This is a genomic window from Phascolarctobacterium sp. ET69 (assembly GCF_023336935.1).
GTDB lineage: Bacteria > Bacillota > Negativicutes > Acidaminococcales > Acidaminococcaceae > Fusicatenibacter_A > Fusicatenibacter_A intestinipullorum.
On sequence record NZ_JAMBLR010000001.1, the window covers coordinates 258,712 to 275,976 of the forward strand.

Annotated in this window: 18 protein-coding genes and 1 other RNA gene; 18 read left to right on the forward strand and 1 reads right to left on the reverse strand. The window is 45.3% G+C overall.

The features are described 5' to 3' along the window. Positions 1–12 precede the first annotated feature (12 nt). The 15 genes from nusA (at position 13) to M3079_RS01345 (ending at position 12,614) form a co-directional block, all read left to right on the forward strand. Positions 13–1,098, forward strand: coding sequence for a transcription termination factor NusA (gene nusA / locus M3079_RS01275; RefSeq protein WP_021716640.1), 1,086 nt, complete (start codon positions 13–15; stop codon positions 1,096–1,098). After that, a complete protein-coding gene (locus M3079_RS01280; RefSeq protein WP_044896970.1) occupies positions 1,079–1,357 on the forward strand; it encodes a YlxR family protein in 279 nt (92 codons plus the stop codon). Before nusA ends, M3079_RS01280 begins: the two co-directional genes overlap by 20 nt. Continuing rightward, positions 1,347–1,652: a ribosomal L7Ae/L30e/S12e/Gadd45 family protein gene (locus tag M3079_RS01285; protein ID WP_249076734.1), complete on the forward strand. Its 306-nt coding sequence runs from the start codon at positions 1,347–1,349 to the stop codon at positions 1,650–1,652. Before M3079_RS01280 ends, M3079_RS01285 begins: the two co-directional genes overlap by 11 nt. A gap of 16 nt (positions 1,653–1,668) precedes the next feature. Beyond that, positions 1,669–4,221, forward strand: coding sequence for a translation initiation factor IF-2 (gene infB, locus M3079_RS01290; protein ID WP_249076735.1), 2,553 nt, complete (start codon positions 1,669–1,671; stop codon positions 4,219–4,221). 12 nt (positions 4,222–4,233) lie between these two features. Continuing rightward, positions 4,234–4,593 carry a 30S ribosome-binding factor RbfA gene (rbfA, locus tag M3079_RS01295; RefSeq protein WP_249076736.1) on the forward strand — a complete coding sequence of 120 codons (360 nt, stop codon included), beginning with the start codon at positions 4,234–4,236 and terminating at the stop codon, positions 4,591–4,593. Continuing rightward, on the forward strand, positions 4,586–5,536 hold the full coding sequence (locus M3079_RS01300) for a bifunctional oligoribonuclease/PAP phosphatase NrnA (RefSeq protein ID WP_249076738.1): 951 nt from the start codon (positions 4,586–4,588) through the stop codon (positions 5,534–5,536). Before rbfA ends, M3079_RS01300 begins: the two co-directional genes overlap by 8 nt. Next, entirely contained in the window at positions 5,533–6,417 is an 885-nt protein-coding gene (gene truB, locus M3079_RS01305; RefSeq protein ID WP_249076739.1) for a tRNA pseudouridine(55) synthase TruB, read from the forward strand. The genes M3079_RS01300 and truB overlap by 4 nt, the downstream gene beginning before the upstream one ends. 8 nt (positions 6,418–6,425) lie before the next feature. Beyond that, positions 6,426–7,376, forward strand: a complete 951-nt coding sequence (locus M3079_RS01310; protein WP_249076740.1) for a bifunctional riboflavin kinase/FAD synthetase — start codon at positions 6,426–6,428, stop codon at positions 7,374–7,376. 104 nt (positions 7,377–7,480) lie between these two features. After that, positions 7,481–7,747, forward strand: coding sequence for a 30S ribosomal protein S15 (gene rpsO, locus M3079_RS01315; protein ID WP_021716649.1), 267 nt, complete (start codon positions 7,481–7,483; stop codon positions 7,745–7,747). Positions 7,748–7,871: 124 nt separating this feature from the next. Further along, entirely contained in the window at positions 7,872–8,096 is a 225-nt protein-coding gene (secG, locus tag M3079_RS01320) for a preprotein translocase subunit SecG (RefSeq protein ID WP_021716650.1), read from the forward strand. Positions 8,097–8,208: 112 nt separating this feature from the next. Then, positions 8,209–8,943: an alpha/beta fold hydrolase gene (locus M3079_RS01325; protein ID WP_249076741.1), complete on the forward strand. Its 735-nt coding sequence runs from the start codon at positions 8,209–8,211 to the stop codon at positions 8,941–8,943. Then, the gene (locus M3079_RS01330; protein WP_021716652.1) at positions 8,944–9,342 is read left to right on the forward strand and encodes a PaaI family thioesterase; all 399 of its coding nucleotides are present in this window, start codon (positions 8,944–8,946) and stop codon (positions 9,340–9,342) included. 1 nt (position 9,343) lies between these two features. After that, positions 9,344–11,683 carry a ribonuclease R gene (rnr, locus tag M3079_RS01335; protein ID WP_249076742.1) on the forward strand — a complete coding sequence of 780 codons (2,340 nt, stop codon included), beginning with the start codon at positions 9,344–9,346 and terminating at the stop codon, positions 11,681–11,683. Then, positions 11,683–12,147, forward strand: a complete 465-nt coding sequence (gene smpB, locus M3079_RS01340) for an SsrA-binding protein SmpB (RefSeq protein WP_249076743.1) — start codon at positions 11,683–11,685, stop codon at positions 12,145–12,147. Before rnr ends, smpB begins: the two co-directional genes overlap by 1 nt. Before the next feature lie 32 nt (positions 12,148–12,179). Further along, the gene (locus M3079_RS01345) at positions 12,180–12,614 is read left to right on the forward strand and encodes a rhodanese-like domain-containing protein (protein ID WP_249076744.1); all 435 of its coding nucleotides are present in this window, start codon (positions 12,180–12,182) and stop codon (positions 12,612–12,614) included. Positions 12,615–12,753: 139 nt separating this feature from the next. Here the strand turns inward: M3079_RS01345 and ssrA are convergent. Then, positions 12,754–13,098: a transfer-messenger RNA gene (ssrA, locus tag M3079_RS01350) on the reverse strand. A gap of 167 nt (positions 13,099–13,265) precedes the next feature. Between ssrA and larA (M3079_RS01355) the strand changes: the two genes are divergently transcribed. Genes larA (M3079_RS01355) through larA (M3079_RS01365) form a run of 3 tightly spaced genes read left to right on the forward strand, consistent with a single transcriptional unit; the run spans position 13,266 to position 17,213 of the window. Continuing rightward, positions 13,266–14,564 carry a nickel-dependent lactate racemase gene (gene larA / locus M3079_RS01355; protein ID WP_249076745.1) on the forward strand — a complete coding sequence of 433 codons (1,299 nt, stop codon included), beginning with the start codon at positions 13,266–13,268 and terminating at the stop codon, positions 14,562–14,564. 6 nt (positions 14,565–14,570) lie between these two features. Continuing rightward, entirely contained in the window at positions 14,571–15,860 is a 1,290-nt protein-coding gene (gene larA / locus M3079_RS01360; RefSeq protein ID WP_249076746.1) for a nickel-dependent lactate racemase, read from the forward strand. A 51-nt stretch (positions 15,861–15,911) separates the two neighbouring features. Then, a complete protein-coding gene (gene larA / locus M3079_RS01365) occupies positions 15,912–17,213 on the forward strand; it encodes a nickel-dependent lactate racemase (RefSeq protein ID WP_249076748.1) in 1,302 nt (433 codons plus the stop codon). Positions 17,214–17,265: the final 52 nt, after the last annotated feature.

Consider the following 17,265-nt stretch of genomic DNA (forward strand, 5'->3'; position numbering starts at 1 on the left):
GGAGTAAGAAAAGTGAACGCAGATTTTATTATGGCCGTGCAGGAATTAGGCAAGGAAAAAGGTATTGAGCCTTCTATTTTGTTTGAAGCTGTTGAAGAAGCATTGGTAACTGCTTATAAAAAGAATTTTGGCAGCAATCAGAATGTACGTGTTGATTTAAACAGAACCAGCGGCGAGCTGCATGTATATGCACAAAAGCATGTTGTTGAAACCGCTGAAGACAGTGCTAATGAAATTACTTTGGAAGATGCACGTAAAATTGACCCGCGCTATGAACTTGACGATATTGTGGAAATCGAAGTAACGCCGAAAAACTTTGGCCGCATTGCCGCACAGAATGCAAAACAGGTTGTTGTTCAGCGTATCCGCGAAGCAGAGCGCGGCATGGTGTTTGAAAAATATTATAACCGCGAAAACGACATTGTTACCGGCGTTATTCAGCGTATGGAAAACAGAAATGTTTACATTGATTTGGGCAAAGCAGAGGCTGTTTTAACGGTTGGCGAGCAGATTCCCGGTGAAATTTACGAATACCATGACAGAATGAAAACCTATATTTTAGAGGTACGCAAAACAAGCAAGGGCCCGCAGATTATGGTTTCCAGAACTCATCCCGGCCTTTTGAAACGTTTGTTTGAACTGGAAGTACCGGAAATTCATGACGGTTTGGTGGAAATTAAATCTGTTGCACGCGAACCGGGCATGCGCTCTAAAATTGCAGTTTACACCAAAGATGAAAACATTGACCCGGTAGGCGCCTGTGTAGGCCAGAAAGGCATGCGCGTACAGGCTATTGTAAACGAGCTGCGCGGCGAAAAGATTGATATTGTAAAATACAGCGATGACCCCGCTCAGTATGTTGCCAACGCATTATCTCCTGCCAAGGTTGTAAGCACCGAGATTTTGGAAAGTGAAAAAATCTGCCGTGTAGTTGTGCCCGATTACCAGCTTTCTCTTGCTATTGGCAAAGAAGGGCAGAATGCACGCCTGGCAGCAAAGCTTACCGGCTGGAAAATTGATATAAAGAGCGAAACCCAGAGCAAGGAAGAGCCTTTTGAAAGCGCTGGGGGTGAAGCTGATGAAACAGCAGAAGATTAAAAAAGTGCCGCAGCGCAAATGTGTCGGCTGTGGTGAAATGAAAGATAAAAAGTCACTGCTGCGTATTGTACGTTCTCCGGAAGGTGAAATATCGCTTGATTTAACAGGCAAAAAATCCGGGCGCGGAGCTTATGTCTGCCGCAGCCGGGAATGCATAAAAAAAGCCGTTAAGGAAAAACGCCTGGAACGTGCTTTGGAAAAACCCGTAACGGAAGAAGTTTATGCAAAACTGCTGGAGGATTTGCCAGATGGACAATAGACAGGTAGCTTTTGCATTGGGGCTGGCGCAAAAGGCAGGTAAAGTTGCAGCGGGTGATTTTGCGGTACGCAGCGCTTTAAACGGCGGCAAGGCAAAACTGATGCTGATTGCTTCTGATGCGGCAGAAACATCCCGTAAGGAACTGGAATACCTTGCAAAGTCGGCCGGTGTTAATATTATTACAGGGCCTTCGCGTGCGGAAATAGGTTCGGCTATAGGTAAATCCCCGCGTACGGCCGTTGTAATTACGGATAATAATTTTGCAGCAATGATACAGAAAAAGTGCCACGATTAAGTTTGGAGGTGGATGAATGGGTAAGCATAGAATATATGAAATAGCTAAAGAATTGGGAAAAAGCAACCAGGAAGTAATTGATGTACTGGCAAAAAATAACATTCAGGTTAAAAGTTTGAGTACGGTGGATGACGCTGCCAAAGAAATGGTAGTGCGCGCATTTGCCAAAAAGCCGGTTCAGCCGGAGAAAAAGCCTGCGCCTCAGCAGCAAAAAGCACAAAACAATGCTCCGAAGGCAGTGCCGGCAAAAAATGACGCTAATAAAGCCAGTGCCCAGAAACAGGTTAAAGTACAGGTACAGAATCAGCCTAAACCGGTTGAAAAAAATAAACTCCAGCAGGATAACAGGCCGAAAAATGCCGGTAATAAACCTGCTCCTGCGCATAACGAACAGCGCAATCAAAATCAGGTTAAAAACAATAATAACCAGAATAACCAAAACCATAAAAAGAACAATCAGCCGATGCAGCAGCATGGCAAGGGTAATTTGCAGCAGGGCCAGCAGGGCAAAAACAATAAGCAGAACCGTCCTCAGCGCCCGCAGGGAGGTATTTTTATCGGACCGAAAGGACAGCAGTCCGGGCAGGGTTCCCAGCAGAACCGCAGTGCCGCAGGACAGCAGCAAAGCCGTTTTGAAAACCAGAACCGCGGCAGCCAGCAGGGCGGCAAACAGCAGTTTAACAAAAAACGTAATGAAAAACCGCAGATTAAAGGCCAGTATGCAAGCCGCGACAGCCGCAACATGCACAGCCGCGACCATATGATGAAAAAACGCCCCGGCAGCAGCAAACCTCAGCAGCCGGCAGTACAGGCACCGGTTGTAAGGCCGTCACGTGTTGAAGTTGGCGAAAGCATTAACGTTAAAGACTTTGCAAATCTCATTAAACGCGAAGTTAATGAAGTTATCAAAGCCTTGTTTATGCTTGGCGTAATGGTTACCATTAATCAGGATATTGATTTTGAAACAGCAGAGCTTGTAGGCACGGAATTTGATGTGGAAGTAGTTCCGCTGCCGCCGGAGGAAGACCCGACCGAAATTCCGGAAGTTGAAGATGACCCGGCAAAACGTGTGCCGCGCCCACCTGTAATTACGGTTATGGGCCATGTTGACCACGGTAAAACCTCATTGCTTGACGCTATCCGCAAATCCAATGTAACAAGCCGCGAAGCAGGCGGTATTACCCAGCACATTGGTGCTTATCAGGTTAACTATCAGGGCAAAAAGATTGTATTCCTTGATACCCCGGGCCACGAAGCATTTACGGCAATGCGTGCCCGCGGGGCGCAGGTAACCGACGTTGCGATTTTGGTTGTAGCTGCCGATGACGGTGTTATGCCGCAGACTATTGAAGCTATTAACCATGCCAAAGCAGCCAAGGTTCCTATCATTGTAGCCATTAATAAAATGGACCGCCCGGGAGCTAACCCCGACCATGTTAAACAGCAGCTTGCAGAACATGAACTCATTCCTGAAGACTGGGGCGGCGATACCATTATGGTTCCGGTTTCCGCACATCAGAAAACCGGTATTCCTGAACTTCTGGAAATGATTCTTCTCGTTGCGGAAATGCAGGAATTAAAAGCAAACCCGAACCTTCCTGCACACGGTACCATTATCGAAGCGCAGCTTGATAAAGGCCGCGGACCTGTGGCAACCGTTTTGGTTCAGCGCGGTACTTTAAGCATCGGCGATACGATTATTGCAGGTACAGCTTACGGCAAAGTACGTGCAATGATTAATGACCGCGGCGAAAAAGTTAAAAAAGCGCTGCCTTCAACACCGGTTGAAGTGCTTGGCCTGAACGAAGTGCCGATGGCTGGCGATATTTTGGACAGCACTGACGAAAAAACCGCCAGAAGCGTTGCCGAAAAACGCCTTGCAAAACGCCGCAGCGAAGAAATGCAGCAAAACGCCAAAGTATCACTGGATGATATTTTCCAGCGTATTCAGGAAGGCGAGCTGAAAGAACTGAATATTGTTGTTAAAGCTGATGTTCAGGGCACGATTGAAGCACTTAAATCGTCGCTTTCCAATATTAAAAATGACGAAGTAAAAGTAGTAGTAGTTCATTCCGGCGTTGGTTCCATTACCGAATCCGACGTAATGCTGGCATCTGCTGCCAATGCGCTTATCATTGGCTTTAATGTCCGCCCGGATGCGAATGCCCGCAAGGCTGCCGAAACCGAAAAGGTTGACGTACGCACTTACAGGGTAATTTATGATGCGATTAACGACGTTGAAGCAGCCATTAAAGGCATGCTCGCGCCGAAATTTAAAGAAGTTATTCAGGGGCGCGTGGAAGTACGCCAGCTGATTACAATTTCCAAACTGCTTATTGCAGGCTGCTATGTACTGGAAGGCAAAGTTACCAATTCTTCCAAAGTACGTGTAGTACGCGACGGTATTGTAGTACATGAAGGCGAAATTGATTCCCTGCGCAGATTTAAAGATGACGTTAAAGAAGTTGTGGCAGGCTTTGAATGTGGCATAACACTTGATAAATTCCGCGATATTAAAGAAGGGGATATTTTTGAAGTTTATTCCATGGAAGAAGTTGCCGTTGACTAATAGGTACTTGTTATGGCAAGATTAAGAGTTGAAAAATTACAGGAAGCAATTAAGCAGGAACTCAGCAAAATTTTGCTGCAGGATATTAAAGACCCGCGCATTAAATTTGTTACCGTAACCGGCGTTGAACTGACCGACGATATAAGCCAGGCCAAAGTTTATGTAAGCCTGTACGGAACGGAAAAAGACCAGGAAGAAGCATGGCAGGGGCTTAATAAAGCCGTGGGCTACATGCGTACGGAAATTGCCAAAAGAATCAGGCTGCGTTTTGCACCGGCACTGATTTTTGCCAAGGATACTTCCATGGAATACAGCGCGCATATTGAAGAACTGCTGAGAAAAATTAAACAAGAGGAAACCCCGCATGAGTAAAAATTGTACGCTTGAAGAAATTGCCGGGCTGCTTTTAAAAAACGAAAGTTTTGTATTGTGCCCGCATGTTAGCCCTGACGGTGATGCTTTGGGGTCAACGCTGGCGCTGAAAATGGCACTGGAAAAAGCCGGCAAGCAAGTTACAGTTATGGTAGATGATGATGTGCCCAAGGCATTTGGCTTTTTGCCGCAGCTTGACAGTTTTGTAAAACCGGATGTAAATAATCCTGTTGCTGCAGACCTTTTGGTTGTGCTTGATGCAAGTTCACTGGACAGAATCGGCAAAGTTGCACAGGCTGTTAAGTATAATGCCATGGTTAATATTGACCACCATATTTCCAACACGCAGTATGCTGATTATTTATACCTTAATACGGAAGCCGCAGCTACCGGCGAAATTTTGTGCGCACTGGTGGAAAAGCTGGATGTTACGCCGGATAAAGATTTGGCAACCTGCCTTTATACGGCTATTTATACGGACTGCGGTTCTTTCCGCTTTGCCAATACAACGCCGGCAACCATGCGTGCGGCAGCAAAACTGTTGGAATATGGCGCACGCCCGAATGAAATTTCGGACGCGCTCGGAACGCATACCAGAGCCAATATAGAAATGCTTGGCAAGGTACTGCAAACCTTAAGCTTTTATAATGACGGTGCGGTAAGCACTATTGAAATTAACAGCGATTTATACGATAAAGAAGTTAACACCGACAATTTTATTTCGTTTGCGCGTTATATTGAAGGTGTTGATGTAGCAGTATTGTTTAAAGCTGTGGAACCGTCTGTTACGCGTGTAAGCATGCGTTCACAAAAAACTGACGTGGCTGAAATAGCGCTTTCCTTCGGAGGCGGCGGCCATATCAGGGCTGCCGGCTGCACGGTTGAACTGCCTTTGGCAGAAGCCAGGCAAAAAGTGCTTGAAGCTATCGGTAAAGCCTTATGACGGACGGAATTATTAATGTATTAAAGCCCTGCGGCATGACAAGCCATGATGTTATCGGCTTTTTGCGCAGGGTGCTGAACACTAAAAAAATCGGGCATTCCGGCACGCTTGACCCTGATGCTGCCGGGGTGCTGTCTGTTTTTGCTGGTTCGGCAACGCGCCTTTTGGAATACGCTGCGGAGGACCGCAAAAGTTACCGCGCCGAAATTACCTTCGGTGTAAAAACCGATACCGGTGATGACAGCGGAACAGTTACAGAACGCAGCAGCCTGCCTGCATGCAGCAAAGAAGATTTTTCGGCGCTGCTGGCAGAATTTACCGGCAGGCAGAAACAGCTGCCGCCAATGTATTCGGCCTTAAAACTTAACGGGCAGCCTCTTTACAAGCTGGCACGCAAGGGTATAAGCGTTGAAAGGCAGGAGCGCGAAATTTTTATTTACCGTTTGCAGCTGCTTTCTTTTTCTCAGCAAAAAGCCTTGCTTGATGTTGAATGTTCCAAAGGTACATACATCAGAACGCTTTTGGAAGATATATGCGCAAAACTTGGCGTTTGCGGCACAATGAGTTTTTTGCTGCGTACTTCGGCAGGCGGATTTAAAATAGAAGATGCCGTTACTTTGCAGGAACTGGAAAACGGCGGTGAAAAATATCTGCTGCCTGAAGAAACAGCTGTTATGCATTTGCAGGAGCTTGTTTTAACGGACAGGCAGGCCTGGCGCATTACGCAGGGCGTAGCAACCAGCATGGCAGAAGCTGCTGACGGCCTTTACAGGCTGAAAGGGCGCAGCGGAGAGTTTTTCGGTATCGGCAAAGCCTCCGGCGGAATAGTGAAAGGCGTAAAAATACTGCATCACGCAGAAAAACCACAGGAACTTATTTGAGGTTGTTCATGGAAATAATTACATCTCTGGATGCTGAATTAAAAAATAAATATCCTGCAACGGTTATTGCACTCGGCACGTTCGACGGCCTGCATCTTGGTCATACTGATGTAATAAATACGGCCAGAGATTACGCAGAACGAAACAGGCTTAAGCTGGCAGTTTTTACCTTCAGCAACCATCCGCTGGCATTAATCCGTCCCGATTTGGTTCCGGTAAGAATTATTTCTGCGGAAGAAAAAATAAAACTTCTTGAAAGTTTTGGCGTGGATTATTTAATTAATATACCGTTTACGGAAGATTTTGCCGCCTTGTCGCCGGATGAATTCTTGGATAGGCTGGCCTGCTTTAATTACCGCTGTTTGGTAGTTGGTGAGAATTTTACTTACGGATTTTTGGGCAGCGGCAAAACGGAAACACTGGAACGCAGCGGCAGAAAAAACGGCTTTGATGTTATTGTAAGGCCGCTTGTAAAAATGAACGGAAACGTTGTCAGCAGCACCGGCATCCGTAACCTTATACAGGCAGGGCATATAGAATATGCTAACCGTATGCTGGGGCGTGCTTATGCTATTACCGGCAAAATTGTGCATGGCGAGCAGCGCGGACGCAAACTTGGTTTCCCGACTGCCAATATTGAACTTCTGCACGGCGAAATGGCTGTGCCTGCGCCGGGCGTATATGCGGTAACGGCTTCTATCGAAGGCAGCATTTACGAAGGCATGGGCAATATAGGCAATAACCCGACTTTTAACGACGTTGAACACGCAAGGCTGGAGGTTAATTTATTTAACTGCAGCGGAGATTTATACGGAAAAACAATGTCGGTACAGTTTTATAAATATATCCGGGCCGAAAAGAAGTTCAGCGGAGTGGAAGAACTTTGCCGGCAGATTGAAGAAGACAAAAAAGCAATAAAAACTTACTTTTTAAATAAAAAACAGTTGCCTGATACATAAAACTGTGATATACTTTTATAGTATTATTTTGAACCATTGCTTGGAGATACGCTGCTCCGGCGGTTTCTATGCACTGGCGATTACAGAAAAATGGAGGAATTACAATGTTAACACCTGAAAGAAAACAAGAAATTATTCTTGCAAATGCAAGACACGAAGGCGATACCGGTTCTCCGGAAGTACAAATCGCAGTATTGACTGAACGCATTAAATATCTTACCGAACATCTGAAAGAACACAAAAAAGACCATCATTCCCGCCGTGGCCTGCTCAAAATGGTAGGTCAGCGCCGTGGTTTATTAAATTATCTTATGGCTAAGGATATCGAGCGTTATCGTGCAATCCTTGCAAAGCTCGGCCTGCGTAAATAATTGGCAAATAAAGGCCTGCTTCATTGCGAAGCAGGCTTTTTTACCAGATACAGAAGATTTTATTGTAACGCAAGTTGTGTTATGATAAAATAAAAGGGTAATTTAGTTATAGGAGGAAGCCAAGTTGATTACAGCGTTAAGTGTATTGGACGTTATTGTCAGCATAGCATTAATTGGCTCTGTGCTTATGCAGTCCGGCAAGGGTTCTGGCCTGTCTGACGCTTTTGGCGGCGGTGGCGGTTATTTTGGTAAAGGCAATGATATGGACACAATGATGGCTAAAGCTACCATTGTTTTGGGCATTTTGTTTGCCGTTATTACACTTGTAATTGCCAAATTAAGCATGTAATTTTATTTTTATAAAATAATAAGCAAAGCTTTTGTAAAATCCTGCATCCTTTCAGATGTAGGATTTTTTTGTATATGCTATAATAGATATGTATATATCAGGAGGTTTAAACGTGGCTAAACTTGGCGCAAAACCGTTCTTTTTTAAGGGCGGCAGCGAAGGCGTGCTTTTAATACATGGTTATACCGGCGCACCGGGAGAAATGCGCCTGCTGGGTGAATTTTTGCACAGCAGGGGTTATACTGTGCTTGGCGTTTTGCTGCCCGGGCATTGTGAACCGGCATCCGTTCTGGCAAAAAAGACTTTTGCCGACTGGTATGACGAAGTTAAGCGCGGGTTTATGCGTTTAAAAACCATTTGCAGCAAAGTTTATATTGCCGGGCTTTCTATGGGCGGGCTGTTAACTTTAAAAGCCGCGGCAGAACTTGCTCCTGATAAAATTGTGGTTATGGCAGCGCCCATATATGTTTTTGACAAAAGACAGATTCTGCTTCCGTTTTTGCATTTCTTAATCCGTTATGTAAAAAAACATCAGCGTGAATTTGATGTTCCGGAAGAATATTGCGTACACAGCGAGGTAATGCCGACAAAGCCGCTTTTAAGCATGTTTAAATTTATAAAAAAATGTAAAACCGGCTTTTTAAAGAACATTACTGTTCCGTGCCTTGTTATGCAGAGTAAAATAGAACATACCGTACGCTGGCAGAGTGCGCAGTTTATTTATGATAATATCGCATCAGAAAAGAAAAAATTAATATGGTTTGAGCATTGCGGCCATATTTTAACTTTAGATAAAGAAAGGGAAGCAGTATTTAATGAAGTACTTGCTTTTTTTAAGGAAAGATAAATGTTTGAAGACAAGGAATATCCAATGTGTTTTGCCTGCGGCAAAAAGAACCCTATCGGTTTGAAAATGACTTTTAAAATGGATGAAAAAGAATGTGTATCTTATTTTACCCCGAAGGAAGAACATCAAAGCTATAACGGCATGATGCACGGGGGGTTAATAAGCGTTTTGCTTGATGAAATTATGGGGCACTATTTGTTTTGTATGGAAGGCAAACCTGCTTACACGGCAAAAATGGAGCTGCGTTACCGCCAGCCTTTAAAAATAGGTGAGGAGGTTAAGTGCGTGGGAACGCGCGTTAAGCAGAAAGGCCGTTTGGTTGAAATGCATGGCGAAATTATAACAAAAAAAGGTGTTGTGGCGGCAGAAGCTACTGCCAAGATGATGCTGGAGGATTAAAATGAAAAAAGGAAAAGAACAGATTTTGGAGTTTATGAGGCGCAGCAGTTATGCGCCGTTGACTGCCGAAGATTTAATTGAAGAAATACCCATAACAGGCAATTTAAACAATTTTTGGCAGGATTTAAAAGAATTGCAGGAAAACGGAGAAATTATAAAGACCCGTTTCGGTACATTCGGCTTACCGGAACGTATGGGGCTTGTAGTTGGGCGCTTTCAGCTTACAAGCAAGGGCTTTGGCTTTGTTATTCCCGATAACAAAGGTGAGCGGCCTGATGTGTTTATTCCGCCGCGCCTGCTTAACGGAGCCATGAATAACGACCGTGTTATGGCGCGCGTAGAAAAGGGCGGAGGCAACAAAAATAAGCCCGAAGGCGAAATTATCCGCATTATTACCCATGCAAACAATAAAATTGTCGGCACTTTTAAAGCCAGCCGCGATTACGGCTTTGTAGTTCCGGATGATAAACGCATAGGGCAGGATGTATATGTTTTAAAACGCAATTTTGGCGAAGCCAAAAACAACCAGAAGGTTGTTGTAGAAATTACGGAGTGGGCTCCGGACAGCCGCCGCAATATCGAAGGAAAAATTGTGGAAGTGCTTGGCAATACAGGCGATGTAGGCATGGAGCTTTTGTCGCTGATAAAGCAGTATGATTTGCCGCTGGAATTTCCGGAACAGGTTATTGGAGCCTCCAAACGCGTGCCGAAAACCATTAAAGCCGCAGAACTGGAAGGCAGGCACGATTTGCGTGACAGATTAATTGTTACCATTGACGGCGACGATGCCAAAGACCTTGACGATGCCGTATATGTAGAGCCGCAGGAAAACGGCGACTTTACGCTGGGCGTTTATATTGCGGATGTAAGCTATTACGTACACGAAAATACTATTTTGGACCGCGAAGCACAGGAGCGCGGCACCAGTGTTTACCTTGTAGACAGAGTGCTGCCGATGCTGCCGGAACGCCTTTCCAACGGTATTTGCAGCCTTAACGCAGGAGAAGACAGGCTGGTAATGTGCTGCGAAATGCTGATAGATAAAAAAGGCCGCATTAAAAGCTACGATATTTTCCCCGGCGTTATTAACGTGCGTTACCGTTTAAGCTACCGCATTGTGCGTGAAATTTTGGTCAATAAAAATGCCGAATTAACGGAAAAATATAAAGACGCGCTGCCGATGCTGGAAGAAATGGAGAAACTGTGCGTTATTCTGCACAAAAAACGCGTAACGCGCGGCGCAATAGATTTTGACCTGCCGGAACAGAAAGTAATTCTGGACGAACAGGGCAGGCCTTTGAAAATAGTACAGCGTGAGCATGGGCTTGCCGAATCAATCATTGAGGAGTTTATGCTGGCAGCCAACGAAACGGTTGCGCGCCATATGGCCCTGCAAAAATGGCCTTTTGTTTACCGCGTGCATGATAAGCCCAATGAAGAAAAAATGCGCGATTTATCGCTGTTACTAAGCCGTTTTAATGTAAAGATGCCGGTGGCGGCAGATATTAAGCCGCTGGCGCTTCAAAAAGCGTTAATCGCCATGGAAGGCCGCCCGGAAGAACGCATGGTTTCCACGGTTGCACTGCGCTCTTTAAAACAGGCCGTTTACCAAACGGATAATATCGGGCATTTTGGCCTTGCTGCGGAATATTACACGCATTTTACATCGCCAATACGCCGCTATCCGGATTTGATTGTACACCGCTTGCTGCATAAATGGCTGGCTGACCCATACATGAAAGAAAAAACAAAGGACGAATATATTAACAAGCTTGACCATATTGCCGAACATTCATCAATACGCGAGCGCACAGCTGCCGAAGCTGAACGTGCAACCGTCGATTTGAAAAAGGCTGAATATATGGCAGGGCATATCGGCGAAGAATATGACGGCATAATATCTGGCGTTACTGCCTTTGGCATGTTTGTTGAGCTGGAAAACGGCGTGGAAGGCCTTGTGCATATTTCCAGCCTGCTGGATGATTATTACGAATTTATTGAAGAAAATTATGCTTTGATGGGTACTCATACGCGCAAATGCTACCGCTTGGGCGACCCGGTGCGCATTGAGGTTTTTCAGGTTAATATTGCCGAACGCAATATAGATTTTATACTTGCCGGTGAAGATGAAAGCGTACGCGAACGCATTAAAATGCAGCTTGCCGAACAGCGTAAATCCGTAAGTTACCGCAGCGATGTGCCTGATAAAAAAGGCAAAAAGAAAAAGGGCGGTAAGGATAAATTTGCCAAACGCGGCAAGGGCGGCATTGGCGGCAATAAATATTTAAAAGACAGTAAGAACAAGCACGGCAAAAGAAAGAAAAAACAGAGGAATAAATAGTGGAAAAGAAAATAAAAATTGTTGCAGAAAACAGAAAAGCGCGCCATGATTTTACTATTCACGAAACTTACGAGGCAGGCATTGCCTTGACGGGTACGGAAGTAAAATCGCTGCGCGCGGGCAAAGCCAACATGAAGGACAGCTATGCCCAGATAACAAAAAGTGCGGAAGTAATTGTCTGCAATTTGCATATCAGCCCTTATGACCAGGGCAACCGGTTTAACCACGAGCCGCTGCGCGACCGTAAACTTTTGCTGCATAAGGCAGAAATCCGCCGCCTTATCGGTAAAGTAAAAGAAAAAGGCTATACGCTGGTGCCTTTAAAAATGTATTTTTCGCATGGGCTGATTAAAATAGAAATTGCCCTTGCCACCGGTAAAAAACTGTATGACAAGCGCCAGGATATGGCAAAGCGCGATGCCAAACGCGAAGTGGAACGCGCCTTGAAGGAGCGGAACAGGTAGCAGTAAAATTTAAATAAAGGAGCTGGTCTACTATGAAAAAATTTTTAATGTTAGTATTTGCCGCCGTGCTTGCGGTATCTGCCGTATGCTTTGCAGAAGCGCCCAAGGCAGCTGAAGGCACTCAAACGGTGCAAACGCAAACTGCCGCAGCTTATAAAACGCTTACGCCGCAGCAGGCAAAGCAGCGCATGGAACAGAATGATAAAATTGTTGTTCTGGATGTGCGCACGCAGGAAGAATTTGCAGCAGGGCATATTCCAGGTGCAGTTTTGCTGCCGGTTGATTTAATTGAAGCTAAATCCGAAGAAGTTGCCAAAGTTCTTCCGGATAAAGATGCCGAAATTTTGGTTTACTGCCGCAGTGGTAAACGCGCACACCGTGCATCGCAGGCATTGGCAGACATGGGCTATACAAATATTGAACATATCGGCGGCATTATGGACTGGCCGTATGAAATAGTAAAATAAATAATACAAATAAAAAAGTGCCTATACTAATTAAAAGTGTAGGCACTTTACTTATAATATTACAACATCATTCAAATGTAGTGTTTTACATAAAATAGTTCTTGGTATTCTGCATTTGATTAATGTATATCCGTAAGAGTGGTGGAGATGAGGGGAGTCGAACCCCTGTCCGAAAATATTGCAATATGACTTTCTCCGAGCGCAGGCGTCATTTTATTATTCGCTTCCGTGCCGCCTGACGGCGGGCTGCCCGGTTGCTATCCCAAAAGGTTTCCCTTAAAGGCTCAGGGAAAAGCCCTTAAAGTATCCTGCTGTTGGCGTCCAGAGCATTTCCGCAGGAAAGAAACGCAAGGACGTAGCATTAAGCTGCTAAAGCGTAATCGTTTTTAGCGTTTATTTTTAAACGTCCGCCGTTTAACGTGCTGACGGAAACACGGCTCGCTTATCATACCACACCTATCCCCGTCGAAACCAGTACATCCCCGTGATAAGTGTAATTTATTAAAATATTATAGCATATCTGTTACAAAATGTACAACTAAAATTATAAAATAATCTTTCATTAAAACAATTTGCCCTTTGCCTTTCATTTTTATATGCAGAAGTGTATAATATAATCATATAACTACTATTAAAAAAGGAGAATGAACAATGAAGGAATACACTCTCCCGTATGGCAGCGGCTGCCAGAAGGTAATGCTGCCGGAAGAACATATATTGTACGACATTCATGGCAATAAGGCGTCCGTTGCCGGTGATATTAAAGAGGCTACGCTTAATGCGCTGCGCAGCCCGGTTGAGAGCGCTCCGCTGAAGGACGTTGTGCAAAAAGGCGATAAGGTTGCCGTTATTGTAAGCGATATTACGCGCCTTGTGCGTACTGCCGATTTTCTGCCTGTTGTTATTGATGAAATTAATGCAGGCGGCGTGCCTGATGAAGATATCACCATTGTTGTTGCAACAGGTACGCACCGTGCCCATACGACGGAAGAAGATGTGCTGGTTTGCGGGCAGGAAATTGTAAACCGCATTAAAATTCATCAGCATGACTGCCGCAATAACGCAGAACTGGTTGACCTTGGCGTTACCAGCCGCGGCACACCAATTTTAATTGATAAAACCGTGGCAGAAGCCGATAAAATTATTATTACTGGCGCCGTGTCGCTGCACCCGATGGCAGGCTTTGGCGGCGGACGCAAAGCTGTTATGCCGGGCGTAAGCGGCCACGCTACCATTATGCACAACCATGCTATGGCACTGGCAGATGAAGTTGGTGCAGGCTGCAATCCGCTGTGCGAAACCGGCGTTTTGGAAAATAACCCGCTGCACGAGGATATGACGGAAGTATGTGCAAAAATTAATCCTGCGTTTTTGGTAAACATGGTGTTCAGCCCCGAAGGCGACCTGCATGAAGTTGTTGCCGGGCACTGGTATAAAGCATGGGAAAAAGGCTGCCATGACCTTTTGGCAATGGCTGGCGTGCATATTAAAGAGCAGGCAGATGTCGTTATCGCTTCGGCAGGCGGCAGCCCGAAAGATATAAACCTGTACCAGAGCTGCAAAGCCCATATGAACGCTGTTTTTGCGGTAAAACCCGGCGGCTATTTAATTTTAACGCTGGATTGCCCCGATATTAAAGAACCTGCTATTTTTACAGACTGGTTCTCCAAATCCGATATTCTCAGCTTTGAAAAAGAAGTACGTGCCGATTTTTCCATTCCGGCATTTGTGGCGTTTAAAACAAGATGCATTGTAAATTCGCTGCATACTTATCTTGTAACAAGGCCGGAAAACTTTGAATTTGTACGTGCTACCGGGCAGATTCCCGTGGCTTCGCTTGAAGAAGCGTGGAATATGGTGCAGGCTGACCTTGCTGAAAAAAATAAAAAAGACTATACAATTACCGTTATGGGGCATGCCTCGGCAACGCTCCCTATTTTGGACAAGTGAGGAAGCATGAAGGAATATAAGCTGAAATACGGCAAAGGCGAGCAAAGCGTAATGCTTGATGAAAGCAAAGTTTTGCAGATTATCGACGCCGTGCCGGGTGAAAAAATAACCGATTTAAAAAAGGCTGTGCTGGATGCCGTCCGCAATCCTGTCGGTTCTGCGCCGCTGCGCGAAGTAGTAAAGCAGGGCGATAAGGTAGTAATTCTGGTAAGCGACATAACGCGCGCGTGGACGAGAACGAGCGAGTATCTGCCTATTGTAGTGGAAGAACTTAACAACAGCGGCATACCGGATGCGGATATTTCCGTTATTGTTGCGGCAGGAACGCACAGGGCCAATACAGACGAAGAAAAGAAAATTATTGTTGGCGAAGATTTGTATAACCGCTTGAAAATTTATGACCATGATGCTTACGATATGGATAAAAACGTGTATCTTGGCACAACAAGGCGCGGTACGCCGGTGTACCTTGACAAGCGCGCCGTTGAGGCAGACAAGGTAATTTTAACAGGCGGAATTACACCGCATTTGTTTGCCGGTTTCGGCGGCGGGCGCAAAAGCGTGCTGCCTGGCATTGCAGCTGCCGAAACAATTAACCATAACCATGTTATGGCATTAAGCGATACGATTGGCGGCGGCATAAACCCGGATACCTGCCTTGCCAAAACATGGGATAACCGCGTAAGCGACGATATGTGCGATGCGACGGCGCTTTTGAATCCCTGTTTTCTGGTAAATGCCATTATGGATGCTGACGGCGATTTTTACGCTGTTGCTGCCGGCCACTGGCATGAAGCATGGCTGGAAGGCACACGCATTGTAACTAAACAGCAGGGCGTAAAAGCCAAAGCCAAGGCTGATATTGCAATCAGCAGCGGCGGCGGTTTTCCGCGTGACATGAACCTTTATCAGGGAATGAAGGCTTATGTGCCTGCGGCTATGGCGTTAAAAGAAGGCGGCGTTATTATTGCGGTGCTGGAATGTGAGGATATTGCCGAACCGCCGGTATTTTTCAACTGCTTCCATTATGACGATTTGAAACAGATGGAGCAGGATGTGCGTGACGGTTTCAGCATTCCATTTTATGTAGCCTTTTATACCTGCTGCCTTGCAGAACGTTTTACCATAATTTTGGTAACCAGGCCGGAAAACTTTGAAAAAGCACGCAAAACGCGCGCCGTACCGGTAGCAACCTTGCAGGAAGCAATGGCAATGGCTGAAAAAATTGTCGGCAGGGAAGATTATACCGTCAATATTATTCCGCACGGCATGGCAACCATTCCGTTTTTTGATTAATGTTTGCAAATTTTTTAATATAAATGCTTTTTAGGGGAAAGGAAGATGATTATGGCATTAAAAAATTTTAAATTTGGTTTTGGTGATGGCTTTCAGGAAGTTGCATTGCCGGAAGAACACATTTTGCAGGTAATTGAAGGCAACGAAAGCGAAAAAATTACTGATGTAAAAGCAGCAGTTTTAAAAGCAATGCGCGAGCCTATTAACAGCAAGCCTTTGCAGCAGTGCGTTAACAAGGGCGAAAAAGTGGCAATTGTAGTCAGTGATATTACCCGCCTTGTTCATACCGACCAAATCCTTATTCATATTGTTAACGAACTTAATCTTGCAGGCATTCCCGATGAAGATATCAGCATCGTGGTTGCGCAGGGCACGCACCGTCCGCAAACACATGAAGAAGATGTAATTGTCTGCGGGCAGGAAGTAGTAGACCGCATTAAAATTTATCAGCACAGCAGCAAAGAATCTGTATGCGTGCATGTAGGCGATACTCCGCGCGGCGTGCCTGTATGGATTGACAAGCATGTAACCGACGCCGATAAAGTAATTTTAACCGGCGGTATTACCGTACATCTGCTTGCAGGTTACGGCGGCGGCCGCAAAAGCATTCTTCCGGGCGTTGCCAGTGAAGAAACCATTCAAAAACACCATTCTCTGGCACTTGCCGATGAATTTGGCGGCGGCGTGTATCCCGGCGTTTGCACTGCTAATATCGAAGGCAACCGTTTCCACGAAGAACTTTGTGCTGCCTGCGAATTTATCAACCCGTGCTTTTTGGTAAACAACGTGCTTGATAATGACGGTGATTTTGCCAAAATAGTTGGCGGCCACTGGTATGATGCATGGCTGGAAGGCACTAAAGAAGTATTAAAAATTCAGGGCGTTAAAGCCAAAGGAAAAGCAGATGTGGTAATTGCTTCTCCGGGCGGTTTCCCGAAAGACATTAACCTGTATCAGGGCAGCAAAACTTATGATACCTCCGCACTTGCACTTAAAAAAGGCGGCATTTTAATTGCTGCGCTTGAAGCACGTGAAATTAATGACCCGCCTGCATATATGGAAAGCTTCCGCTTTGATAATTTAACGGATATGGAAAAAGCCTTGCGTGAAGAATTTTCCATTCCTTTCTATGTTGCTTTTGTACTGGCAAGCCTGTGCCACGAAAATACGGTTTACCTTGTAACCAAACCCGAAAACTTTGAAGCTGCAAGAAAAACAGGGCAGATTCCGGTTACAACCATTGAAGAAGCATGGCAGCTGGCACAGGAAAAATTAAAAGCCGAAGGCAAAACCGATTACACCATTAATGTAATGCAGCATGCGGCCAACACCGTGCCTATGATTGAAGAATAAAACATATATCATTTACAAAATTTAGTTACAAAACTTAGTTACAAAACCGTCG